Source organism: Klebsiella sp. X13 (assembly GCF_003323835.1).
Classification (GTDB): Bacteria; Pseudomonadota; Gammaproteobacteria; order Enterobacterales; family Enterobacteriaceae; genus Klebsiella; species Klebsiella ornithinolytica.
In genome coordinates this window covers 582,881-605,366 of record NZ_CP030874.1, presented here as the reverse complement: position 1 = coordinate 605,366, position 22,486 = coordinate 582,881, and the positions used below count along the sequence as shown (strand labels likewise).

Annotated in this window: 19 protein-coding genes and 2 tRNA genes; 4 read left to right on the top strand and 17 right to left on the bottom strand. The window is 53.8% G+C overall.

What is annotated here, in order from left to right; genetic code table 11:
- Positions 1 to 112 precede the first annotated feature (112 nt).
- Entirely contained in the window at positions 113 to 1,120 is a 1,008-nt protein-coding gene (locus DSD31_RS02995; protein ID WP_004868051.1) for a luciferase-like monooxygenase, read from the top strand.
- Between the two features lie 83 nt (positions 1,121 to 1,203).
- Here DSD31_RS02995 and mtr read toward each other — a convergent pair whose 3' ends face one another.
- The 12 genes from mtr to DSD31_RS02935 all read right to left on the bottom strand — a co-directional run bounded on the left by mtr (position 1,204) and on the right by DSD31_RS02935 (position 15,116).
- Entirely contained in the window at positions 1,204 to 2,448 is a 1,245-nt protein-coding gene (mtr, locus tag DSD31_RS02990; protein WP_004868052.1) for a tryptophan permease, read from the bottom strand.
- Between the two features lie 142 nt (positions 2,449 to 2,590).
- A complete protein-coding gene (locus DSD31_RS02985; RefSeq protein WP_004868054.1) occupies positions 2,591 to 4,558 on the bottom strand; it encodes a DEAD/DEAH family ATP-dependent RNA helicase in 1,968 nt (655 codons plus the stop codon).
- Entirely contained in the window at positions 4,551 to 4,631 is an 81-nt protein-coding gene (gene yrbN, locus DSD31_RS02980) for a protein YrbN (RefSeq protein ID WP_099001532.1), read from the bottom strand. The genes DSD31_RS02985 and yrbN overlap by 8 nt, the downstream gene beginning before the upstream one ends.
- A 102-nt stretch (positions 4,632 to 4,733) precedes the next feature.
- Complete coding sequence (nlpI, locus tag DSD31_RS02975; protein ID WP_004868058.1) at positions 4,734 to 5,618, bottom strand: lipoprotein NlpI; 885 nt, start codon at positions 5,616 to 5,618, stop codon at positions 4,734 to 4,736.
- A gap of 108 nt (positions 5,619 to 5,726) precedes the next feature.
- On the bottom strand, positions 5,727 to 7,862 hold the full coding sequence (gene pnp, locus DSD31_RS02970; protein ID WP_004868062.1) for a polyribonucleotide nucleotidyltransferase: 2,136 nt from the start codon (positions 7,860 to 7,862) through the stop codon (positions 5,727 to 5,729).
- A gap of 242 nt (positions 7,863 to 8,104) precedes the next feature.
- Positions 8,105 to 8,374 carry a 30S ribosomal protein S15 gene (gene rpsO, locus DSD31_RS02965; RefSeq protein ID WP_004868066.1) on the bottom strand — a complete coding sequence of 90 codons (270 nt, stop codon included), beginning with the start codon at positions 8,372 to 8,374 and terminating at the stop codon, positions 8,105 to 8,107.
- A gap of 147 nt (positions 8,375 to 8,521) precedes the next feature.
- Positions 8,522 to 9,466, bottom strand: a complete 945-nt coding sequence (gene truB, locus DSD31_RS02960; protein WP_004868069.1) for a tRNA pseudouridine(55) synthase TruB — start codon at positions 9,464 to 9,466, stop codon at positions 8,522 to 8,524.
- Entirely contained in the window at positions 9,466 to 9,867 is a 402-nt protein-coding gene (rbfA, locus tag DSD31_RS02955; RefSeq protein ID WP_004106092.1) for a 30S ribosome-binding factor RbfA, read from the bottom strand. Before rbfA ends, truB begins: the two co-directional genes overlap by 1 nt.
- Positions 9,868 to 10,156: 289 nt before the next feature.
- A complete protein-coding gene (gene infB, locus DSD31_RS02950) occupies positions 10,157 to 12,841 on the bottom strand; it encodes a translation initiation factor IF-2 (RefSeq protein ID WP_004868071.1) in 2,685 nt (894 codons plus the stop codon).
- Between the two features lie 24 nt (positions 12,842 to 12,865).
- On the bottom strand, positions 12,866 to 14,353 hold the full coding sequence (gene nusA, locus DSD31_RS02945; protein WP_004868073.1) for a transcription termination factor NusA: 1,488 nt from the start codon (positions 14,351 to 14,353) through the stop codon (positions 12,866 to 12,868).
- Between the two features lie 27 nt (positions 14,354 to 14,380).
- Positions 14,381 to 14,833 carry a ribosome maturation factor RimP gene (gene rimP, locus DSD31_RS02940; RefSeq protein WP_004868075.1) on the bottom strand — a complete coding sequence of 151 codons (453 nt, stop codon included), beginning with the start codon at positions 14,831 to 14,833 and terminating at the stop codon, positions 14,381 to 14,383.
- Positions 14,834 to 15,039: 206 nt separating this feature from the next.
- Positions 15,040 to 15,116: transfer RNA gene (locus DSD31_RS02935), tRNA-Met, on the bottom strand.
- 453 nt (positions 15,117 to 15,569) lie between these two features.
- Between DSD31_RS02935 and argG the strand changes: the two genes are divergently transcribed.
- The 3 genes from argG (at position 15,570) to DSD31_RS02920 (ending at position 18,952) form a co-directional block, all read left to right on the top strand.
- Positions 15,570 to 16,913 (top strand): argininosuccinate synthase, encoded by a 1,344-nt coding sequence (argG, locus tag DSD31_RS02930; RefSeq protein ID WP_004868077.1) that lies wholly within the window; start codon positions 15,570 to 15,572, stop codon positions 16,911 to 16,913.
- A gap of 170 nt (positions 16,914 to 17,083) precedes the next feature.
- Positions 17,084 to 17,713 (top strand): helix-turn-helix domain-containing protein, encoded by a 630-nt coding sequence (locus DSD31_RS02925; RefSeq protein ID WP_004868081.1) that lies wholly within the window; start codon positions 17,084 to 17,086, stop codon positions 17,711 to 17,713.
- A 687-nt stretch (positions 17,714 to 18,400) separates the two neighbouring features.
- Positions 18,401 to 18,952 carry a YfaZ family outer membrane protein gene (locus DSD31_RS02920; RefSeq protein WP_004868084.1) on the top strand — a complete coding sequence of 184 codons (552 nt, stop codon included), beginning with the start codon at positions 18,401 to 18,403 and terminating at the stop codon, positions 18,950 to 18,952.
- 37 nt (positions 18,953 to 18,989) lie between these two features.
- On the opposite strand, the gene DSD31_RS02915 is transcribed toward DSD31_RS02920, so the two are convergent.
- The 5 genes from DSD31_RS02915 to folP all read right to left on the bottom strand — a co-directional run bounded on the left by DSD31_RS02915 (position 18,990) and on the right by folP (position 22,452).
- Positions 18,990 to 19,391 carry a hypothetical protein gene (locus DSD31_RS02915; RefSeq protein ID WP_004868088.1) on the bottom strand — a complete coding sequence of 134 codons (402 nt, stop codon included), beginning with the start codon at positions 19,389 to 19,391 and terminating at the stop codon, positions 18,990 to 18,992.
- A gap of 147 nt (positions 19,392 to 19,538) precedes the next feature.
- A tRNA-Leu gene (locus tag DSD31_RS02910) sits at positions 19,539 to 19,625 on the bottom strand.
- Positions 19,626 to 19,638: 13 nt separating this feature from the next.
- On the bottom strand, positions 19,639 to 19,968 hold the full coding sequence (gene secG / locus DSD31_RS02905; protein WP_004868090.1) for a preprotein translocase subunit SecG: 330 nt from the start codon (positions 19,966 to 19,968) through the stop codon (positions 19,639 to 19,641).
- 305 nt (positions 19,969 to 20,273) lie between these two features.
- Positions 20,274 to 21,611, bottom strand: coding sequence for a phosphoglucosamine mutase (gene glmM, locus DSD31_RS02900; RefSeq protein WP_015585662.1), 1,338 nt, complete (start codon positions 21,609 to 21,611; stop codon positions 20,274 to 20,276).
- A complete protein-coding gene (gene folP, locus DSD31_RS02895) occupies positions 21,604 to 22,452 on the bottom strand; it encodes a dihydropteroate synthase (protein ID WP_071359794.1) in 849 nt (282 codons plus the stop codon). The genes glmM and folP overlap by 8 nt, the downstream gene beginning before the upstream one ends.
- Between the last annotated feature and the right edge of the window lie 34 nt (positions 22,453 to 22,486).

The following is a 22,486-nucleotide window of genomic DNA, read 5'->3' as shown; positions in this document are numbered from 1 at the left end:
GTCTTTTCATGCAGTATGAAAGCTGCAGCTTTTCTGGCTGGCGCTCGCTGAATGCGCCAGGCTGGAAGAAGACCTTCAATCTGATGACGATGCTGTAACAAAGTGAGCCTTTATGACTGACAAATCTATTCCGTTCTCGGTGCTCGATCTGGCACCGATCCCCGAGGGTTCTTGCGCCAAAACGGCCTTCTCACACTCTCTGGATCTCGCTCGCCTGGCTGAAAAACGCGGCTATCATCGCTATTGGCTGGCGGAACATCACAACATGGTTGGCATTGCCAGCGCCGCAACATCGGTGCTTATCGGCTATCTGGCGGCGAATACCACGACGCTGCATCTGGGATCCGGTGGCGTGATGTTACCCAACCATTCACCGCTGGTGATCGCCGAACAGTTCGGTACGCTCAATACCTTGTATCCAGGACGTATTGACCTGGGGCTTGGCCGTGCGCCGGGCAGCGACCAGCGGACGATGATGGCGCTCCGCCGCCATATGGGCGGGGATGTTGATAACTTCCCGCGCGATGTCGCCGAACTGGTGGACTGGTTTGATGCCCGCGATCCCAATCCGCACGTGCGCCCGGTTCCCGGCTACGGAGAGCAGATCCCGGTGTGGCTGTTAGGCTCCAGTCTGTACAGCGCACAGCTGGCGGCACAGCTTGGGTTGCCCTTTGCCTTCGCGTCGCACTTTGCGCCGGATATGTTATTCCAGGCGCTGCATCTCTACCGCACCCAGTTCAAACCGTCCGAGCGCTTAGCGAAACCGTACGCCATGGTATGTATTAATATCATCGCCGCCGATAGCAACCGTGATGCCGAATTCCTGTTCACCTCGATGCAACAGGCATTCGTGAAGCTGCGTCGCGGCGAAACCGGTCAGCTCCCGCCGCCGGTGGAAAATATGCATCAACTGTGGTCCGCCTCAGAACAGTATGGAGTACAGCAGGCGCTCAGCATGTCGCTGGTAGGGGATAAAGCCAAAATCCGCCACGGGCTGGAGTCCATTTTGCGGGAAACCCAGGCCGATGAGCTGATGGTGAACGGCCAGATCTTCGATCATCAGGCGCGCCTGCATTCGTTTGATTTAGCGATGCAGGTAAAAGAGGAGTTGCTGGGGTAGTTTTTTGCCGGATGGCGACGGCGTCTTATCCGGCCTGCTCGCTTCGGTAGGCCCGGTCAGCGTCGCGCCACCGGGCGTTCTGTTTACTGGTAAACAGGCAACAGATTAAAGCTCGACAGGAAATGCACGATGATGTTACCGGCACCAAACAGCAGAATCAGCACAATCATCGGCGTTCCGCCCCAGACACGAAACTGTGGGCTACCGAAGCGCTTGCGCGATGCGCGGGCCAGCAGCGCCGGGACAATCGCCGCCCAGACGGTTGCGGCCAGACCGGCATAGCCGATGGCATACAGGAAACCATTGGGCTGCAGCAGGCCGCCAATGATCGGTGGAACAAAGGTCAGAAGCGCGGTCTTAAAACGGCCGAGAGCAGAATCATCAAACCCAAACAGGTCCGCCAGGTAGTCAAACAGTCCCAGGGTGACCCCAAGGAAAGAGCTGGCAACGGCGAAGTTCGAGAACACCACCAGCAGCAGGTCCAGACTACGGCTGTTGAGCACCCCGCTCAATGCCTGTACCAGCACATCTATGTTACCGCCCTTCTGCGCGATGCCGATAAACTCAGGGCGTGGAATGTTGCCCATCGTCACCAGTAACCAGACGACATACAGCCCGAGGGCCAGCAGCGTACCGTACACCAGGCAGCGGATAATGGTCCGGGGATCTTTGCCATAATACTTCATCAGGCTCGGTACGTTACCGTGATAGCCAAAGGAAGCCAGGCAAAACGGCAGCGTCATCAACAGGTACGGCGTGTAGGATGCATTCTTTTCGGCGACGTTAAACAGTGTCGTCGGCTCAACGTGCCCCAGCAGACTTCCAAAGGTCAGGAAGAAGGTAATAACCTTCGCTCCCAGTACGATTGCCGTCATTCGGCTCACCGCTTTGGTACTCAACCAGACGATAAAAGCCACCAGCAGCGCAAAGCCAAAGCCCGCAGCCCGCGCCGGCACATTCAATGAAAGCTCCGCGAAGGTATGGTGCAGTATGGAGCCGCTGGCCGAGATATAGGCGTAGGTCAGGATATAGAGCACAAAAGCGATCGACAGGCCGTTGACCAGATTCCAGCCTTTACCCAGCAGATCTTTCGTGATGGTGTCGAAGCTGGAGCCAATGCGGTAGTTCAGGTTCGCTTCCAGAATCATCAGTCCGGAATGGAGCATGCAAAACCAGGTAAAGATCAGCGCAGCCAGCGACCAGAAGAACCACGCACCGGACATGACCACCGGCAGCGAAAACATGCCTGCGCCAATGATGGTCCCGCCGATTATCACCACGCCGCCAAACAAGGACGGTCGGGTTGCCGTAGTGGTAAGTGTCGCCATTTGCCGAAATCTCCAGTCATTCATGCTTTTCGTTGTTAACGCGCAGCACTGTACCAGTACACGAGTACAAAAGAAATAAAAAAAGCCCCAATCATTACGATCGGGGCTGTATTATTTACTTTACGCTAGCGGAGTGCGCTAATTACGCATCGCCACCGAAACGACGACGGCCAGCGGAATCATCACGGCGCGGAGCCGCAGCGGCATCATCACGACGCGGAGCACGAGCACCGTCACGACGTTCGCCGCTGAAACGACGACCATCACCACGGCCGCCTTCGCGACGCTCGCCACCACCGAAGTTGCGGCCGCCTTCACGACGTTCGCCACCGAATGCGCGACCGCCTTCACGGCGCTCACCACCGCCACGACGTTCGCCGCCACGGTCCGGACGCGGCTGAGCATCGCCCAGCAGCTGCATGTTCATCGGCTTGTTCAGGATGCGAGTACGAGTGAAGTGCTGCAGAACTTCGCCCGGCATGCCTTTCGGCAGTTCGATCGTGGAGTGGGTACCGAACAGCTTGATGTTACCGATGTAACGGCTGCTGATGTCGCCTTCGTTAGCGATAGCGCCAACAATATGACGAACTTCAACGCCATCATCGCGGCCCACTTCAATGCGATACAGCTCCATATCGCCCACGTCACGACGTTCGCGCTTAGGACGATCTTCACCGCTACGCTCCGGACGGTCGCCACGCGGGCCACGGTCGTTGCGGTCGCCACGGCGCTCGAAACGATCGTCACGGTCGCGGAATTCACGCTTAGGACGCATCGGTGCATCCGGCGGCAGAATCAGCGGACGTTCGCCCTGAGCCATTTTCAGCAGAGCTGCGGCCAGAGTTTCGATATCCAGCTCTTCACCTTCAGCAGACGGCTGGATTTTCGCCAGCAGCGCACGGTACTGATCCAGATCGCTGCTTTCCAGCTGCTGCTGAACTTTAGCGGCAAATTTTTCCAGGCGGCGTTTGCCCAGCAGTTCTGCGTTCGGCAGTTCTACTTCCGGAATCGTCAGCTTCATGGTGCGTTCGATGTTACGCAGCAGGCGGCGTTCACGGTTCTCAACGAACAGCAGCGCGCGGCCAGCACGACCCGCACGACCGGTACGGCCGATACGGTGAACGTAAGACTCGGAGTCCATCGGGATATCATAGTTAACAACCAGGCTGATACGCTCAACGTCGAGGCCACGAGCCGCAACGTCGGTCGCAATCAGGATATCCAGACGACCATCTTTCAGACGCTCCAGAGTCTGCTCACGCAGCGCCTGGTTCATGTCGCCGTTCAGCGCGGCGCTGTTGTAGCCGCTACGCTCCAGCGCTTCAGCCACTTCCAGGGTCGCATTTTTGGTACGAACGAAGATAATCGCCGCATCAAAATCTTCCGCTTCCAGGAAACGCACCAGCGCTTCATTTTTACGCATACCGTAAGCAGTCCAGTAGCTCTGGCTGATGTCCGGGCGAGTCGTGACGCTGGACTGGATGCGCACTTCCTGCGGCTCTTTCATAAAGCGGCGGGTAATGCGACGGATCGCTTCCGGCATGGTGGCAGAGAACAGAGCGGTCTGATGACCTTCCGGGATCTGCGCCATAATCGTTTCTACGTCTTCGATGAAGCCCATACGCAACATTTCGTCAGCTTCATCCAGTACCAGACCGCTCAGTTTAGAGAGATCAAGAGTACCGCGCTTCAGGTGGTCCAGCAGACGACCCGGGGTACCCACAACGATTTGTGGTCCCTGGCGCAGAGCACGCAGCTGCACGTCATAACGCTGGCCGCCGTAAAGGGCTACCACGTTTACGCCGCGCATATGTTTAGAGAAGTCCGTCATTGCTTCAGCGACCTGTACCGCCAGTTCGCGGGTCGGCGCCAGCACCAGAATTTGCGGTGCTTTCAGCTCAGGATCAAGATTGTTCAGCAGCGGTAAAGAGAACGCTGCGGTTTTACCGCTACCCGTCTGGGCCATACCCAGAACGTCGCGGCCGCCCAGAAGATGCGGAATGCACTCAGCCTGGATCGGAGATGGTTTTTCGTAACCCAGATCGTTAAGCGCTTCAAGGATGGGAGCCTTCAGGCCCAGATCTGCAAAAGTGGTTTCGAATTCAGCCATGTAGTACGTGTGCCTCAAAATTAATGGCGGCCAGTCTACATAACTCAACGTGAAAATTTAGAGTAATTTTCATTGAAAAGTGTGAACCGGCTCAAAGTAGGTGTATTAACGAACAACAACGCCCTCACCCGTTAAGGTGATGGCAAACAAAAAAATGGGCTGATGTGTTCGTCAGCTATTGCTGGTCCGATTCTGCCAGGTCATCTTGCTCCTGGCCCAAGAGCGATAATTCCAACAATGCGTATCGGTGCTCAACGTAGTTGTGAACGTTGTTTGCGACCGCCAGTTTGAACAGTGCCGTAGCGCTGTCCTTGTCCCCCAGACTTAGGTAGTACTTACCTAAATAGAAGTTGGTTTCACTGAGATGCTCAGCGAGCGAGGTGTTATCCGTTGCGTCTGCCTTCAAACGGTCCATCAACGTTTTTTCGTTGATGTCGCTAAGGTAGAACTCGACAATGTTCCATCCCCATTGTTCTTTATCCGATTTGTCGAAGCGCTGTTTCAGTGCTTCAAGCGCCTGCTTCTCGTCGAGTTTACGCTCAGCGAGGTAAAGCCACAGGCTACGGAAAGGATCATTGGGATCGTCTTGATAAAACGCCAGCAGATCATCTTGCGCTAACTTAGCGCGACCGCCGTAATAAAGGGCGATACCGCGATTTAAGTGCGCGTAGTTGTAAGTTGGATCAAGCTCAAGTACAGAATCAAACGCTTCATAGGCAGCATCAAAATTGCCTGCCTGCGTTAAATAAATGCCTAAGTAATTGAATACTTCAGGCATATCAGGTCGGATTGCCAACGCTTGTGAAAAATCATTTCGCGCTAATGCCCTCAGACCGAGACTATCATACAACACTCCGCGCTCATATAAAAGCTGTGCGCGTTCGTCATCGGTTAAAGCCCGACTGGCAAGAATTTGTTCCATGCGCGCCAGAATCACTTCTTGCTGCAAAGTCGGTTGCAATGGCACCGCGAGGACTGCGTCCTTACGCCAGGCAGAGTTGCTGCATCCTGCCAGCGTGAGAGCTGTCGCCACGAAACACCAGCGCAAAAAAGGCTTCATTTCCCACTCCCGAAGACAACGATTGGATGAACGTCCAGTTCCCCGGCTGCAAACAGGGCGTCCTGCCCGTAATACGCCCTCCGCCAACGCGGAGGGCAAACGGCAACCTTACTCGCCTTGCTCAGCAACCGGAGCTTCCGGTGCAGCGGCAGGCTGAGTCTGTTCAGCTGCTTCTTTAATGCTCAGACGAACGCGGCCCTGACGGTCAACTTCCAGAACTTTAACCGGCACTTCCTGACCCATCTGCAGGTAATCGGTCACTTTCTCTACGCGCTTGTCAGCGATCTGAGAGATGTGGACCAGACCTTCTTTACCGCCGCCGATGGCAACAAATGCGCCAAAGTCAACGATGCGGGTCACTTTACCATTGTAAACACGGCCAACTTCGATCTCAGCCGTGATCTCTTCGATACGACGGATAGCGTGCTGCGCTTTATCGCCATCGGTTGCTGCGATCTTCACGGTACCGTCATCTTCGATTTCGATGGTAGTACCGGTCTCTTCAGTCAGCGCACGAATCACAGAGCCGCCTTTACCGATCACGTCTTTGATCTTGTCCGGGCTGATCTTGATGGTGTGGATACGCGGTGCGAATTCAGAGATATCGCCGCGCGGCGCGTTAATCGCCTGCTCCATGACGCCCAGGATGTGCAGACGTGCACCTTTCGCCTGGTTCAGTGCAACCTGCATGATCTCTTTGGTGATGCCTTCAATTTTGATATCCATCTGCAGCGCAGAGATACCGTCGCGGGAACCCGCCACTTTGAAGTCCATATCACCGAGGTGGTCTTCGTCACCCAGAATGTCAGACAGAACGACGTAGTTGTCGCCTTCTTTCACCAGACCCATCGCGATACCCGCAACGGCAGCCTTCACCGGCACACCAGCATCCATCAGCGCCAGAGAAGCACCGCACACGGAAGCCATGGAGGAAGAACCGTTAGATTCGGTGATTTCAGATACCACGCGAACGGTGTACGGGAATTCTTCGGTGGTCGGCATCACGGCCAGTACGCCGCGCTTAGCCAGACGACCGTGACCGATTTCACGACGCTTCGGTGAACCCACCATGCCAGTCTCACCGACAGAGTACGGAGGGAAGTTGTAGTGGAACAGGAAGGAGTCAGTACGCTCGCCCATCAGTTCGTCAATGTTCTGCGCATCACGTGCGGTACCCAGGGTCGCAGTCACCAGCGCCTGAGTTTCGCCACGGGTGAACAGTGCGGAACCGTGAGTACGCGGCAGTACGCCAGTACGAACATCCAGACCACGAATCATATCTTTTTCACGGCCATCGATACGCGGCTCGCCTGCCAGTACGCGGCTACGTACGGCATTTTTCTCGATAGCGTGCAGGATTTCACCCAGTTCGTTAGCGTCCAGGGTTTCGTCTTCAGCAATCAGAGTCGCGATAGTTTCCGCTTTGATCACGTCAATCTGAGCGTAACGCTCTTGTTTATCAGTGATACGGTAAGCATCGCTCAGACGCGCTTCGGCCAGGGCAGCAACGCGCGCATTCAGCGCTTCGTTGACGGCTTCAGGCTGCCAGTCCCAGCGCGGTTTACCCGCTTCTTTAACCAGGTCGTTGATGTTCTGAATGACAATCTGCTGCTGTTCGTGGCCAAAGACCACCGCACCCAGCATCTGGTCTTCGCTCAGCAGTTCAGCTTCAGATTCAACCATCAGCACGGCCGCTTCGGTACCGGCAACCACCAGGTCCAGCTTACTTTCTTTCAGCTCATCCTGAGTCGGGTTCAGAACGTACTGGTCGTTGATATAACCAACGCGAGCAGAACCGATAGGACCGTTGAACGGAATACCTGACAGAGACAGCGCTGCGGAAGCACCAATCATCGCCACGATATCCGGGTTAACCTGCGGGTTAACGGAAACAACGGTAGCGATAACCTGAACTTCGTTGACGAAGCCTTCCGGGAACAGCGGACGAACCGGGCGGTCAATCAGACGCGCGATCAGGGTTTCGCCTTCGCTTGGACGGCCTTCACGACGGAAGAAACCACCCGGGATTTTACCTGCTGCGTAAGTACGCTCTTGATAGTTAACAGTCAGCGGGAAGAAGTCCTGACCTGGCTTCGCTTTTTTCTGACCAACAACGGTAACGAATACCGCAGTGTCATCCATGCTAACCATGACAGCAGCAGTGGCCTGACGAGCCATCATGCCGGTTTCCAGCGTTACGGTATGTTGGCCGTACTGGAATTTACGAACGATCGGATTTAGCAAAATTCTATCCTTTATATCAATAGGTGACGCGATATCCACGACATAGCGTCAGTTGACCCGATCTCCTGCATCCTCGCGACTAATGACAACCTTTACCCGCCCCTGCGGATCAAGCCTCTCATTAGCCGCGCGAACCTCTGCACGAAGATCATTAATAGCAACAATACATGAGTTTTTAGTGAATTGCTGCCGCCTGGTCGAAAAAAGGGGCCCTGAGGCCCCTTTTTCTGAAACTCGCAGAATTAGCGACGCAGACCCAGACGCTCGATCAGCGAAGAGTAACGTGCAACATCTTTACGTTTCAGGTAGTCGAGCAGTTTACGACGCTGGGAAACCATGCGCAGCAGACCACGACGGCTGTGGTGATCTTTTTTATGCTCGGAGAAGTGACCCTGCAGATGGTTAATCTGTGCAGTCAGCAGTGCAACCTGAACTTCGGTAGAACCGCTGTCGTTTTCGCCACGACCAAACTCAGAAACGATTTTTGCTTTAGCTTCAACGCTTAGAGACATTTTAAAACTCCAGATTTAAAAGAAAGAAAGGGTGCCGATCTCTAATTCAGCGACCCCTGATGCAACGCCCGAAAATGTTAAAACACTTTTGCGGACGTTAAGCGGCGATATTCTACCCGCAGCCGGCTTTTATCGCAAGAACAGCCCTCAAGCTGGGTATTCGACAACCAGACGACGCGGCGCCACGCGGCCTTCATCGTCAATCTCACCCATACCGAGAAACTTACCCTCTTCACCTTCAGTGACCCGCACCAGGCCCTGTAACGGGGCGCCTGCAGTACGGACCGGGTTGCCATTCTTAAAGTAAACAGCCGATGTTTCGGGAATATTAACCAGAGGATAGTCCGACGCCGGGCTGTCCATCGGCATCAGCAGCGGATCGAGCAGCTGCGCGGCAGGAATATCCTGCGCCATGGCCTGTTCAACCAGCGCCTGCAGCTGCTCCAGCGTCACCATCCGCTCAACCGGATATTTGCTGACGGCCAGACGACGCAGATAAATAACGTGTGCGCCACAGCCCAGTTTCTCACCCAGATCGTCAATAATCGTCCGGATATAGGTGCCTTTGGAGCAGTGAATTTCCAGCTCCAGCTCATCCCCTTCGTGGCGGATAAACAGCAGCTCATAGACGTTAATCGGCCGGGCTTCACGCGGGACGTCAATCCCCTGACGGGCATATTCGTAGAGCTTTTTCCCCTGGTATTTCAGCGCCGAATACATCGACGGTACCTGTTGGGTTTCGCCGCGGAAACTGTCCAGCGCCGCCGCCAGCTGTTCGTCGCTGAAGGTCAGCGGGCGCTCTTCCACCACCAGGCCATCGGCATCAGAGGTGTCGGTACGCTGTCCGAGCTTCGCAATCACACGATAGCGCTTATCGGAATCCAGCAGATACTGGGAAAACTTCGTGGCTTCCCCGAGACAAATCGGCAGCATGCCGGTTGCCAGCGGATCCAGCGCACCGGTGTGCCCTGCGCGATTCGCGTTATAGATACGTTTGACTTTCTGCAGTACATCGTTGCTGGACGCGCCCTGAGGTTTATCCAGCAACAGCACGCCATGCACATCGCGACCGCGACGACGAGGACGACTCATCAGTCCTCCTTGCTGTCGTCCGGGTTCACACGACGCTCATCGTCATGCTTCACCACGCTGGTCACCAGGTTAGACATACGCATCCCTTCAACCAACGAGTTGTCGTAGAAGAAGGTCAGTTCCGGCACGATACGCAGTCGCATCGCTTTCCCCAGCAGGGAACGGATAAAGCCGGATGCTTCCTGCAATGCTTTGATACCGGCTTTCACCGCGGCTTCGTCTTTGTCGTTCAGAAAGGTTACGAAGACTTTGGCATAAGCCAGATCGCGAGACATTTCAACACCAGAAACGGTGGTCATCATGCCCAGACGCGGGTCTTTAATTTCGCGCTGCAGGATGATAGCAATCTCTTTTTGCATCTCCTGAGCCACGCGCTGCGGGCGACCAAATTCTTTCGCCATAATAAATTCTCCAGATAAAGACAAAAAAGGGGCCATAAGCCCCTTTTTAGAATTATTGCCGGGTGGCGCTATGCTAACCCGGCCTACGCTAGTCAATCGTCTAAGGATGTTGGGTGGCAACAAGGCGGCAGGCTCGTGACAAATTCATCGGGGACGAATTTGAACAACCGAAGGCTGGCCTCCGGTGAGAGAGACAGAGGTCTCTCATCAATCCCCGGGAGCATAGATAACGATGCGACCGGGGCGAGCGAGCGCAGCCAACGCGTGGCGGCCCAAAAACCGACGAAGATTAGGCGATGGTACGCTGGATCTCGATGATTTCGAACACTTCGATCATATCGCCAACGCGAACGTCGTTGTAGTTCTTCACGCCGATACCACATTCCATACCGTTACGGACTTCGTTAACGTCATCTTTGAAGCGGCGCAGGGATTCCAGCTCGCCTTCATAGATAACCACGTTGTCGCGCAGAACGCGGATTGGGTTATGACGTTTGATCGTCCCTTCGGTAACCATACAGCCCGCGATAGCGCCAAATTTCGGCGATTTAAAGACATCACGGACTTCAGCCAGACCGATGATCTGCTGTTTCAGTTCCGGAGAGAGCATACCGCTCATCGCCGCTTTCACTTCGTCGATCAGGTTATAGATGACGGAGTAGTAGCGCAGATCCAGGCTTTCCGCTTCGATAACTTTACGTGCAGATGCATCGGCACGTACGTTGAAGCCGACCAGGATGGCGTTGGATGCCGCAGCCAGGGTCGCGTCGGTTTCGGTGATACCACCTACGCCAGAACCGATGATCTTCACTTTGACTTCGTCGGTAGACAGTTTCAGTAAAGAGTCGGAGATCGCTTCGACAGAACCCTGAACGTCCGCCTTCAGTACGACGTTCACTTCGTGAACTTCGCCTTCAGTCATGTTAGCGAACATGTTCTCGAGTTTAGATTTCTGCTGGCGCGCCAGTTTAACTTCACGGAATTTGCCCTGACGATACAGCGCAACTTCACGCGCTTTCTTCTCGTCACGAACAACGGTCACTTCATCACCCGCAGCCGGAACACCGGACAGACCGAGGATTTCCACCGGAATGGACGGACCCGCTTCCAGAACTTCCTGACCCAGTTCGTTACGCATCGCACGAACGCGACCGTATTCGAAGCCGCACAGAACGATGTCGCCCTTGTGCAGAGTACCTTCGCGAACCAGAACGGTTGCTACCGGACCACGACCTTTATCCAGGAAGGATTCGATAACCGCGCCGCTGGCCATACCGTTACGTACAGCTTTCAGCTCCAGAACTTCAGCCTGCAGCAGGATAGCATTCAACAGATCATCAATACCGGTACCCGCTTTCGCAGAAACAGGGATGAACTGAGATTCGCCGCCCCACTCTTCCGGCATAACGCCGTACTGAGACAGTTCGTTTTTAACGCGATCCATATCCGCTTCAGGTTTGTCGATCTTGTTGACCGCAACCACTACCGGCACCTGAGCCGCTTTTGCGTGCTGGATAGCTTCGATAGTCTGTGGCATCACGCCATCGTCGGCAGCAACAACCAGAACAACGATATCCGTTGCCTGCGCACCACGAGCACGCATTGAGGTAAACGCAGCGTGACCCGGAGTATCCAGGAAGGTGATCATCCCGTTTTCGGTTTCAACGTGGTATGCACCGATGTGCTGGGTAATACCACCCGCTTCGCCGGATGCCACTTTGGTTGAACGAATGTAGTCCAGCAGAGAGGTTTTACCGTGGTCAACGTGACCCATGATGGTCACAACCGGTGCACGGGCTTCTGCCGCCGCGCCGGTATCACGGTCGCTCATTACCGCTTCTTCCAGCTCGTTCTCACGACGCAGGATAACTTTGTGGCCCATCTCTTCGGCAACCAGCTGTGCGGTTTCCTGGTCGATGACCTGGTTGATGGTTGCCATCGCGCCCAGCTTCATCATCGCTTTGATGACCTGAGAGCCTTTGACCGCCATCTTGTTAGCCAGCTCGCCAACGGTGATGGTTTCACCGATGATAACGTCACGGTTTACAGCCTGCGCAGGCTTCTGGAAGCCCTGTTGCAGAGAAGAACCTTTACGCTTGCCGCCTTTGCCGCCACGAACGGCTGCACGGGCTTCTTCACGATCGGCTTTTGATTCGGCGTGCTTGTTGCCTTTCTTCGGACGCGCAGCTTTGCTGTTGCGACCGCGGCCACGGCCGCCTTCTACTTCGCGATCGTTATCATCTTCAGCCTGACGAGCGTGCTGAGACGTCGTCACGTGATAATCGCTGGTTTCTTCTGGAGCTTCTGGCGTTTCGGTCCAGTTCTTTTCGTTTTCTGCAGCCATACGGCGTGCTTCGTCCGCTACGCGGCGCGCTTCTTCTTCAAGCTTGCGACGTGCTTCTTCTTCCGCTTTACGTTTCAGCTCTGCTGCTTCGTTTTCACGGCGGATCTTTTCAGCCTGGGCGCTTTTTGTCATGTCGTCGGTTTGTTGATTGCTCACTTTGTCTTTTTCCGCAGCTTCACGTTTCGCTTTCTCAGCGACTTCACGTTTAGCTTGTTCTGCGGCCTCACGTTCAGCTTTTAATTGCGCCTCTCGCTTGGCAGCTTCTTCTGCCTCGCGATGGGCTTGCTCTTCCGCTTCACGCTGCGCCTGCTCTTCCGCGGCAAGGCGTTCTGCCTCTTGCGGGTCGCGTTTCACAAAGGTGCGCTTCTTGCGGACTTCGATTTGTACCGATTTACTTTTACCACCGGTACCTGGAATATTTAACGTGCTGCGCGTTTTGCGCTGCAGCGTCAGCTTGTCGGGCGCCGAACCGTGTTCACGGTTCAGGTGCGTCAACAAGGTCTGCTTCTCTTGCGCCGTCACAGAATCATCAGCCGATTTGCGAATCCCTGCATCAGCAAATTGCTGTATCAGGCGATCCACAGAGGTCTGAATCTCTGAGGCCAGCGCTTTAATGGTCACATCTGTCATGCTGTTCCTTCCTGCTACAGTTTATTACGCTTCGTCGCCGAACCAACAAATATTACGGGCGGCCATGATGAGCTCTCCGGCTTTTTCGTCGGTCAACCCTTCGATATCAGCCAGATCATCAATGCCCTGCTCGGCGAGATCTTCCAGCGTACAAACACCACGGGCAGCCAGTTTGAAAGCCATCAAACGTTCTAAACCTTCCAGATTTAATAAATCATCGGCAGGTTTAGTATCTCCCAGGCTTTCTTCCTGAGCCAGCGCCAACGTGGTCAGCGCGTTTTTCGCACGCTCGCGAAGTGCTTCAACGGTGGCTTCATCCAGACCGTCGATTTCCAGCAGTTCTTTCACCGGCACATAGGCCAGTTCTTCCAGCGTCGCGAAACCTTCTTCAACCAGCAGCGTGGCGAAATCTTCATCAATATCAAGATATTTCGTGAAGGTATCGATAGCCGCGTGGGCTTCGGCCTGATGCTTCGCCTGCAGGTCGTCAACGGTCATCACGTTGAGTTCCCAGCCGCTCAGCTGTGAGGCCAGACGCACGTTTTGACCGTTACGGCCAATCGCCTGCGCCAGATTGCCCGCTTCAACCGCAATATCCATGGTGTGTTTATCTTCATCCACCACGATAGATGCGACGTCAGCCGGTGCCATCGCGTTAATCACGAATTGCGCCGGGTTATCATCCCACAGGACGATATCGATACGCTCGCCGCCCAGTTCGGTTGAAACCGCCTGAACGCGTGCGCCACGCATACCTACACAAGCGCCAACCGGGTCGATACGCTTATCGTTGGTTTTCACCGCAATCTTGGCACGGGAGCCCGGATCGCGAGCGGCGGCTTTGATTTCGAGAACTTCTTCGCCGATTTCCGGTACTTCAATACGGAACAGTTCAACCAGCATTTCCGGCTTAGAACGGGTTACGAACAGCTGAGCGCCGCGCGCTTCCGGACGAACCGCATACAGGACACCGCGAATACGGTCACCTGGACGGAAGTTCTCACGCGGCAGCATATCTTCACGCAGGATCACGGCTTCAGCATTGCTGCCCAGATCCAGAGTGATGTTGTCGCGGTTTACTTTCTTCACTACGCCGGTGATGATTTCACCTTCGTGCTCGCGGAACTGATCGACAACCATGGCGCGTTCAGCTTCACGGACTTTCTGTACGATAACCTGTTTCGCGGTCTGCGTAGTGATACGGTCGAAGGTGACGGATTCAATCTGGTCCTCAACGTAGTCACCAGGATTCATGCTCTCGTCTTCGTAGCGCGCCGCTTCAAGCGTAATTTCGCGCGTCGGCTGAGTCACTTCTTCAACGACCAGCCAGCGACGGAAGGTATCAAAATCGCCGCTACGACGATCGATGCTTACACGCACATCGATCTCTTGTTCGTATTTTTTCTTGGTTGCCGTTGCCAGAGCACTTTCCAGCGCTTCGAAAATCTTTTCGCGCGGCAGCGCCTTTTCGTTGGAAACGGCTTCAACAACAGCCAAAATTTCTTTGTTCATCGGGGCCTTTCACCTCAATCCAGACTGTTAAAAGTGGGGAACCAGGTTCGCCTTCTGGATGTTACTCAGCGCGAACACTTCATCTTTGCCTTCGACGGTTACCGTGATCATTTCACCGTCTACCGCTTTGATAATGCCCTGCCATTTGCGACGGTTCTGTACCGCCATACGCAATACCAGCGCGACTTCCTCACCGGAAAAACGCTCATAGTGTTCGGCGGTAAACATCGGGCGATCGAGACCAGGTGAAGACACTTCCAGGTTGTAAGCTACGGTGATTGGATCTTCGACATCCATGACAGCGCTGACCTGGTGGCTCACATCAGCACAATCATCAACATTGATGCCATCATCACTATCAATATAGATGCGCAGTGTGGATGTGCGACCGCGAATGAATTCGATGCCGACCAGCTCAAAGCCAAGCGCTTCAACCGGCGCCGTGAGCATCTCTGTTAATTTTTGCTCTAATGTGGACAAACCCACCCCCAAGACATAAAAAAAGGGCGTATAGCCCAGTTATTCTGAAGTCAGATAACAAAAAACCCCGATAAATCGGGGTTTTAGATAACTGAACCCTGCGATCGCAACTGCGATCTGGAACACCTTCCAGGAGAATTCTTTCAAATTCGGATACGAAGGACCAGGTCCTCACAGTATATTTGAAAAAGTACTCAATGGGAAAGTGGTTGCGGGGGCCGGATTTGAACCGACGACCTTCGGGTTATGAGCCCGACGAGCTACCAGGCTGCTCCACCCCGCGCCTGAAACGTGGCATATTTTACTCTTATTGAGCAAAAGACGCAAATACTGCTGGGATTTGGTACCGAGGACGGGACATAAAATCGTGGTAAAGTTTATTGATAAACTCTATATTTTGTCAACATGTATTTCATCTCTCCCTGTTCGCGTTTGTGCTGCCATCTCGCTCTTTTTTAGCAAAAAAGCAATGAAGCACTTCCTGTCATCCGCAAAAGATGATTAAATGAAAACTCATAATTAATGCATAAACATGCAATAAGAACTTGTTCCATTTGACGCCATTGCTACCGCCTCTTTGGGTACGGAAGCGCGCAGTCACCAGCGCAGCGTCAATGCTCGTGAAGATTATGCACTTTGTCCGGAGAAAAAACGGCAGGCAGAATAGTCAAATGGGACAGGTTCTACGACTTGATAAACCGAACTCACAACAGTCTATCTAGCAGGGTTTTATTTTATGACGACGATTCTTAAGCATCTCCCGGTTGGTCAACGTATTGGTATCGCTTTCTCTGGTGGTCTGGATACCAGCGCCGCACTGCTGTGGATGCGCAAAAAAGGTGCAGTTCCTTATGCCTATACCGCAAACCTGGGCCAGCCTGACGAAGAAGATTACGATGCAATCCCTCGTCGCGCCAAAGAGTACGGTGCAGAAGGCGCTCGTCTGATCGACTGCCGTAAGCAGCTGGTCGCCGAAGGGATCGCCGCGATTCAGTGCGGTGCTTTCCACAATACCACTGGCGGTCTGACCTACTTTAACACCACCCCGCTGGGCCGCGCGGTAACCGGCACAATGCTGGTTGCCGCGATGAAAGAAGATGGCGTCAATATCTGGGGTGACGGCAGCACTTACAAAGGCAACGATATCGAGCGTTTCTATCGCTATGGTCTGCTGACCAATGCCGAGCTGAAAATTTACAAACCGTGGCTGGATAGCGACTTTATCGATGAGCTGGGCGGTCGCCAGGAAATGTCTGAGTTCATGATTTCCTGCGGCTTTGACTACAAAATGTCCGTTGAAAAAGCCTACTCCACCGACTCCAATATGCTGGGCGCAACGCACGAAGCGAAAGATCTGGAATTCCTCAACTCCAGCGTGAAAATCGTTAACCCGATCATGGGCGTCAAGTTCTGGGACGAAAGCGTCAAAATCCCGGCCGAGGAAGTGACTGTCCGTTTTGAACAGGGTCATCCGGTGGCGTTGAACGGTAAAACCTTCAGCGATGACGTTGAGCTGATGCTGGAAGCGAACCGCATCGGCGGTCGTCACGGTCTGGGCATGAGCGATCAGATCGAGAACCGCATCATCGAAGCGAAGAGCCGCGGTATTTATGAAGCCCCGGGGATGGCACTGCTGCATATTGCTTATGAGCGCCTGCTGACCGGTATCCATAACGAAGATACCATCGAGCAGTACCATGCCCATGGTCGTCAGCTGGGCCGCCTGCTGTATCAGGGCCGTTGGTTCGATTCCCAGGCCCTGATGCTGCGCGATGCGCTGCAGCGTTGGGTGGCCAGCGCCATTACCGGCGAGGTGACGCTGGAGCTGCGTCGCGGAAACGACTACTCCATCCTGAATACCGTCTCCGATAATCTGACCTACAAAGCCGAACGTCTGACGATGGAAAAAGGCGACTCCATGTTCTCGGCGGAAGACCGTATTGGTCAACTGACGATGCGTAATCTGGATATTACCGATACCCGTGACAAGCTGTTTGGTTACGCGCAATCGGGCCTGCTGAGCGCCTCTTCGGCCACCGGCCTGCCGCAGGTAGAAAACCTGGAAAACAGAGACAAATAATCTGTTTTCAACTATGCTCTCAGCCGACGTTAATCCGTCGGCTTTTTTTATCTGATCAACACACGGCATCAGAAAAGTCTTAGTCTGGTAATTTTTACCTGTCGCAATTTTTTATAATTATTGTCTATAATCACCCGAATACATTTATCCTTGACCCCACGAGGATCGCGATGAATATTAATCCCCCGGTCAGGCCAAACCAGGCGATCAACCGTCTGCTGGAAACGCTCGAACCGTATGCTACACCTATGAATGTCGTTGCCAGAAAAAGGCTGACGCCGAACTATAAAGGTAAAGCGCAGCTCTATCTTTTAAAAAAAGGTGAGCTGTCCGTCATTCGTTCATCTGATAAATTATTGATCGTGACCGTCTATGAACCTCATCTGTTTGGCGTCGCCGAGATACTGCAGCCGAGCCATAGCCACGCTCTGCGTGCTGAGGTCGCCTCCGAAGTTCTGCGCATCGACAGCGAGCAAGCCATCAAACTGTTCCGTGAGCATAATCTGTGGGAAGAGGTGACCCGTCTGCTGGCATACCATACTTCCTATCTGGTGTACCGGGACGATCTGGTGCTGCAGCAACGTACCTACTCGGTGATTCGCAATCATCTGCTGGAGATGCTGCTGTTGCCGGAAGAGACGCGACTACGGGTCTCCATCCTCGAATATATTCAGGACCGCACCCATCTTTCACGCAGCAGTATTCTCAATGTGCTGTCGGCGTTAAAAAAAGGAGGATATATTGAGTTCGCCCGCGGTGGTTATTTACAAAGCGTAAGCTCGCTTCCTGAAAAATTCTAATCATCCATCGGCTATTTATCGCTTATCTATTGTTGTCGGCGCCGGGTCGACTGAAGAATTTAAATTTAAACAAACAAATGATAACGACAAGCGATAAATAATTTTATTCTGGGCTCATGTATTTATCACACTGATTGTGTGTTGAAAACTGAACAACAAGCTCAGGAATGAAGATGGTTCTCCTTATACCATTCACAGTCAATCCCTGTACCGTGCGAAGGTTAATATCCTTCTGTCCCGGTGCACGATACGACAACACCAGTTTCTGCAGCTGGCACTATGACGATCTTCTTCGACCGTACCTCATCGACCAGGTGGGCGATGCGTTGGGAAGAGTTGTCTGATGTGAGGATTAACCCTCATCCGGCTGCTGCAGGCATTTATGTCCCTTCAGGCGCGAGGATGGGTGGAGAAATCAGGTGCTTCAGCTGTCCCTGAAAACGCCTGATGGATGGTCCGTCAGCAGATGGCGCACTATCCGGATGTCATACCAGACTGGGCTGGTCGCGCGATCTTTTAGCGCGCCAGCGACGCTGCCAATAATCAGCAAAGCGTAAGTGTCGATACCCCTGGCGCAATCGTGACAAAGGTATCGCGCTTCAGTAAATAACGATTAAACCCAAAAACCCGTTAAATTTTTGCCCGAACGCCCGTATCGGGCATTTTTTTACCTGAAGGAATTCAACAATGAGCATGATCACTCCGAAATCAGTTCTGTTAGTTGCCGCTCTCGGCGCCAGCAGCGCCGCCTGCGCATCGGTAAACTTACACGGAGAGGCGGGGGAAGAATTCACTAACCTTTCCGCCAGCTTCGGTGCCGAAGAACCGGGTATGACCTTTAACGGCAACTGGGCGCACAGCGATAATGACGGCGACGTCGCCGGGTTAGGCATGGGCTATAACTTTAACCTCGGTCCGTTTCTCCTGACTCTGGGTGGCAAAGCGCTCTATCTGAATCCGCAAGACAGCGATGAAGGCTACGCCGTCGCACTGGGCGGCGGTGCACAGCTTCCGCTGGGCCAATACTTTACGCTTTTCGGTGAAACCTATTATTCTCCGGACTCCATGTCCAGCGGCGTCGATGACTACGTGGAAGCCAATGCCGGCGTGCGGATTAACGTGATTAAATCGCTGAATATTGAAGCCGGATATCGCTATATCGATATGGCGGGGAAAGACGCTCATCATGACAACACGTTGGCTGATGGCGCTTATGCAGGTTTCAACTTCCGTTTCTGATGCAAAAAGGGATTGCCGACGGCAATCCCTCATTCGCCTATGCCGCCACAGGAACGGCTTTCAGCAGGCGGTTAATCACCTGCAGTCCGGCAATGTTGTTCTCTTTACGATAAACCTCGTTCATCGCTGACATCTGTTCCAGTTTCGTCAGAGCGCTGTAGACGTGGAACGCCTCGCTGTCTTTATCAAAGATGTCTTTTTTAGAAGCATCCTGCAGGTAGTTATCTTTTAACGACCGGCTCAGGCTGCCGATAATTGCGCTATTATCCTGGAAACAACTGACCACCGCCTGAGCACTCTGCCCTGAAAGCTGCGCGTCACTATGCAATACCGGCACCGTTAAAGTGTTAATAGTGTCCACGGTATCCGCCGACGGCGTAGTACTGCATCCGGACAAACACAGGGCGCCGGCAATGATAAACGACCTGATTTTTTTCATGGCGTCACTTCACCTCTTCTGAATAGATGAGCGCGACTTTAGCGATTGCGGTGGGTTCAAGACCAGTGAAGAGTTATTTATAAATAAATAAGCGCCTGTCGAAGGCAAAAAAAAAAGACGCTTTTCAGCGTCTTTTTTTCGGAATATTGGTACCGAGGACGGGACTTGAACCCGTAAGCCCAATCGGGCACTACCACCTCAAGGTAGCGTGTCTACCAATTCCACCACCTCGGCACGGATATAACTATTAGTGCGGGATATCGCTGCTCGGCTGTGCCGGCGCTGTTGGCTGAGTCTGCTCGGTTTTCGGCGCGCTCAGATTATCCCACTCACTTCCTTTATTGGTCTTGTTGCTGTTGATATTGCCCAGCACCAGACTGATGATGAAGAACAACGCTGCCAGAATACCAGTCATGCGGGTCATAAAGTTACCAGAACCGCTGGATCCAAACAACGTGCCGGAAGCGCCTGCTCCGAAGGAGGCTCCCATATCAGCGCCTTTACCTTGCTGCAGCATAATCAGACCAACGAGGCCAATCGCTACAATAAGGAAAACAACTAAAAGAGCTTCTTGCATAATCAACCTGTTCCTTGCGGATTCGCCGCATACCAATTGCTTCAACCAATAAAGCGGGAGGTTTTAATGTTTCCCACTGAAGCGGGTGTGAATACTAACCAAAGCGAATGACCTTCGCAAGGGCAATTTCGGTGCATTGTATCAACTGCGGAAAAAAACAGCAAAAAACGATTTTTTGGCGAAGAAAAAGGCGGCAAGCGCCGCCTTTTTAAACACTTAGCACCCTGTCAGTCCGCATAATTATTTCACGTTGTCTGGCGCCGACGGCACCACTGCGCAGACGAGAAAATAAATCACCGGCTTAATCAGGCGTTTTTCACCGCATCGGCGATACGATGCGCGAACTCATGCACCTGCTCTTCGTGCTCGCCTTCGACCATGACGCGAATGAGCGGCTCGGTACCCGATTTGCGCAGCAGCACACGACCACGGTTGCCCAATGCCGCTTCCACTTCCGCCATCACCGCTTTCACGTTTTCATGTTCCAGCGGGTTGCCACTGCCTTCGGTGAAACGGACGTTGACCAGGATTTGCGGGAACATTTTCATGCCGCTACACAGGTCATGCAGACTCATGTGGTTACGCACCATCGCCGCCACAACCTGCAGACTCGCGACGATACCGTCACCGGTGGTGGTTTTATCCAGCAGGATAACGTGGCCGGAGTTTTCCGCGCCGATACGCCAGCCTTTCTCCTGCAGCTTCTCGAGGACATAGCGGTCACCCACTTTAGCCCGGACAAACGGAATGCCCAGCTGTTTGAGCGCCAGCTCCAGCCCCATATTGCTCATTAACGTTCCCACCGCGCCGCCGCGCAGCTGGCCCTGCCGCAGACCTTCCCGGGCGATGATATACAGAATCTGATCGCCATCGACCTTGTTACCTTCATGGTCGACCATGATGACGCGGTCGCCATCGCCATCATAGGCGATACCCAGATCGGCTTTTTCGGCCAGTACGCGAGCCTGCAGGGCGCGTACGTCGGTTGCTCCGACCTCTTCGTTGATATTGAGCCCGTTCGGCTCACAACCCATCGCGATCACCTGAGCACCCAACTCGCGGAATACATTCGGCGCAATGTGATAGGTCGCGCCATGGGCGCAGTCGACAACCACTTTGAGCGCATTCAGGCTCAGTTCGTTCGGGAAGGTACCTTTGCAGAATTCAATATAACGGCCGGCGGCATCCACGATACGGCTGGCTTTGCCCAATTCGGCCGAATCAACGCAGGTGAGCTCTTTTTCCATTTCCGCTTCAATCGCCTCTTCTACGTTATCCGGCAGCTTTGTGCCTTCAATAGAGAAGAATTTGATCCCGTTGTCATAGAACGGGTTATGCGAAGCTGAAATGACAATTCCGGCTTCAGCACGGAAGGCTCGCGTCAGGTAAGCCACCGCCGGAGTAGGCATTGGACCGGTGAAAGAAGCGGAGAGCCCCGCCGCAGCCAGCCCTGCCTCCAGCGCCGATTCCAGCATATAGCCAGAGATACGGGTATCTTTACCAATAATGATTTTGCGTGAACCGTGGCGCGCCAGCACCTTGCCCGCAGCCCAGCCTAGCTTGAGCACGAATTCCGGGGTAATTGGCGCATCACCCACGCGGCCACGGATACCATCGGTGCCAAAATATTTGCGGTTACTCATAACGTTTATTTTCCTTTGTGCTCAGGGTGGCTTCCACCACGCGTAGCGCTTCTACCGTTTCTTTGACGTCATGGACGCGAATAATCTGCGCGCCCTGCATCGCTGCAATCACTGCACACGCCAGGCTGCCGCTGAGGCGTTCCGTCGGCCCGACGTTAAGCAGTTGGCCGACCATCGACTTGCGCGACATGCCAACCAGCAGCGGGAGACCGAACTGATGGAACTCGCCGAGTCGGGCAAGTAGCTCATAATTATGGGCAAGATTTTTACCGAAACCGAATCCCGGGTCGAGCAACAATTTCTCTTTTGCGATACCCGCCTGTTCACAGCGCACGATATGCTCGGTGAAGAAGCGGGTGACATCGGCAAAGACATCATCGTACTTCGGTGCTTCCTGCATCGTTTTTGGCTGCCCCTGCATATGCATCAGACACACCGGTAGCCCGGTTTGTGCCGCGGCTTCCAGCGCCCCAGGCTCGGTCAGCGAACGGATATCGTTAATAATATGCGCGCCTGCCCGAGCGGACTCACGGATCACTTCTGGCTTCGACGTGTCTACCGAGATCCAGACTTCAAAACGCTGAGCAACGGCTTCTACCACCGGGATCACGCGCGCCAGCTCCTCTTCGACGCTCACATCCAACGCTCCCGGACGGGTCGATTCGCCGCCGATATCAATGATAGTCGCTCCCGCATTTATCATCAGATTGGCATGCTTAACCGCCTCCACGAGCGAGTTATGTGTGCCGCCATCGGAGAATGAATCTGGCGTCACGTTAAGGATACCCATTACGTGAGGATGGGAGAGATCGAGGGTTGAGCCCTGGGCTACGAGTTTCATCGCGAAATCCATGAATCCGGAAGGTTAATAAAAA

What these genes read in the sequence shown, in the direction of transcription:
- folP (WP_071359794.1), bottom strand. Translation starts at nt 22,452, where the DNA reads ATGAAACTCGTAGCCCAGGGCTCAACCCTCGATCTCTCCCATCCTCAC.
- secG (WP_004868090.1), bottom strand. Translation starts at nt 19,968, where the DNA reads ATGCAAGAAGCTCTTTTAGTTGTTTTCCTTATTGTAGCGATTGGCCTC.
- glmM (WP_015585662.1), bottom strand. Translation starts at nt 21,611, where the DNA reads ATGAGTAACCGCAAATATTTTGGCACCGATGGTATCCGTGGCCGCGTG.
- DSD31_RS02925 (WP_004868081.1), top strand. Translation starts at nt 17,084, where the DNA reads ATGAATATTAATCCCCCGGTCAGGCCAAACCAGGCGATCAACCGTCTG.
- DSD31_RS02920 (WP_004868084.1), top strand. Translation starts at nt 18,401, where the DNA reads ATGAGCATGATCACTCCGAAATCAGTTCTGTTAGTTGCCGCTCTCGGC.
- DSD31_RS02985 (WP_004868054.1), bottom strand. Translation starts at nt 4,558, where the DNA reads ATGGCTGAATTCGAAACCACTTTTGCAGATCTGGGCCTGAAGGCTCCC.
- infB (WP_004868071.1), bottom strand. Translation starts at nt 12,841, where the DNA reads ATGACAGATGTGACCATTAAAGCGCTGGCCTCAGAGATTCAGACCTCT.
- argG (WP_004868077.1), top strand. Translation starts at nt 15,570, where the DNA reads ATGACGACGATTCTTAAGCATCTCCCGGTTGGTCAACGTATTGGTATC.
- DSD31_RS02995 (WP_004868051.1), top strand. Translation starts at nt 113, where the DNA reads ATGACTGACAAATCTATTCCGTTCTCGGTGCTCGATCTGGCACCGATC.
- yrbN (WP_099001532.1), bottom strand. Translation starts at nt 4,631, where the DNA reads ATGAAAATTACTCTAAATTTTCACGTTGAGTTATGTAGACTGGCCGCC.
- rbfA (WP_004106092.1), bottom strand. Translation starts at nt 9,867, where the DNA reads ATGGCGAAAGAATTTGGTCGCCCGCAGCGCGTGGCTCAGGAGATGCAA.
- rpsO (WP_004868066.1), bottom strand. Translation starts at nt 8,374, where the DNA reads ATGTCTCTAAGCGTTGAAGCTAAAGCAAAAATCGTTTCTGAGTTTGGT.
- nlpI (WP_004868058.1), bottom strand. Translation starts at nt 5,618, where the DNA reads ATGAAGCCTTTTTTGCGCTGGTGTTTCGTGGCGACAGCTCTCACGCTG.
- truB (WP_004868069.1), bottom strand. Translation starts at nt 9,466, where the DNA reads ATGAGTCGTCCTCGTCGTCGCGGTCGCGATGTGCATGGCGTGCTGTTG.
- nusA (WP_004868073.1), bottom strand. Translation starts at nt 14,353, where the DNA reads ATGAACAAAGAAATTTTGGCTGTTGTTGAAGCCGTTTCCAACGAAAAG.
- DSD31_RS02915 (WP_004868088.1), bottom strand. Translation starts at nt 19,391, where the DNA reads ATGAAAAAAATCAGGTCGTTTATCATTGCCGGCGCCCTGTGTTTGTCC.
- mtr (WP_004868052.1), bottom strand. Translation starts at nt 2,448, where the DNA reads ATGGCGACACTTACCACTACGGCAACCCGACCGTCCTTGTTTGGCGGC.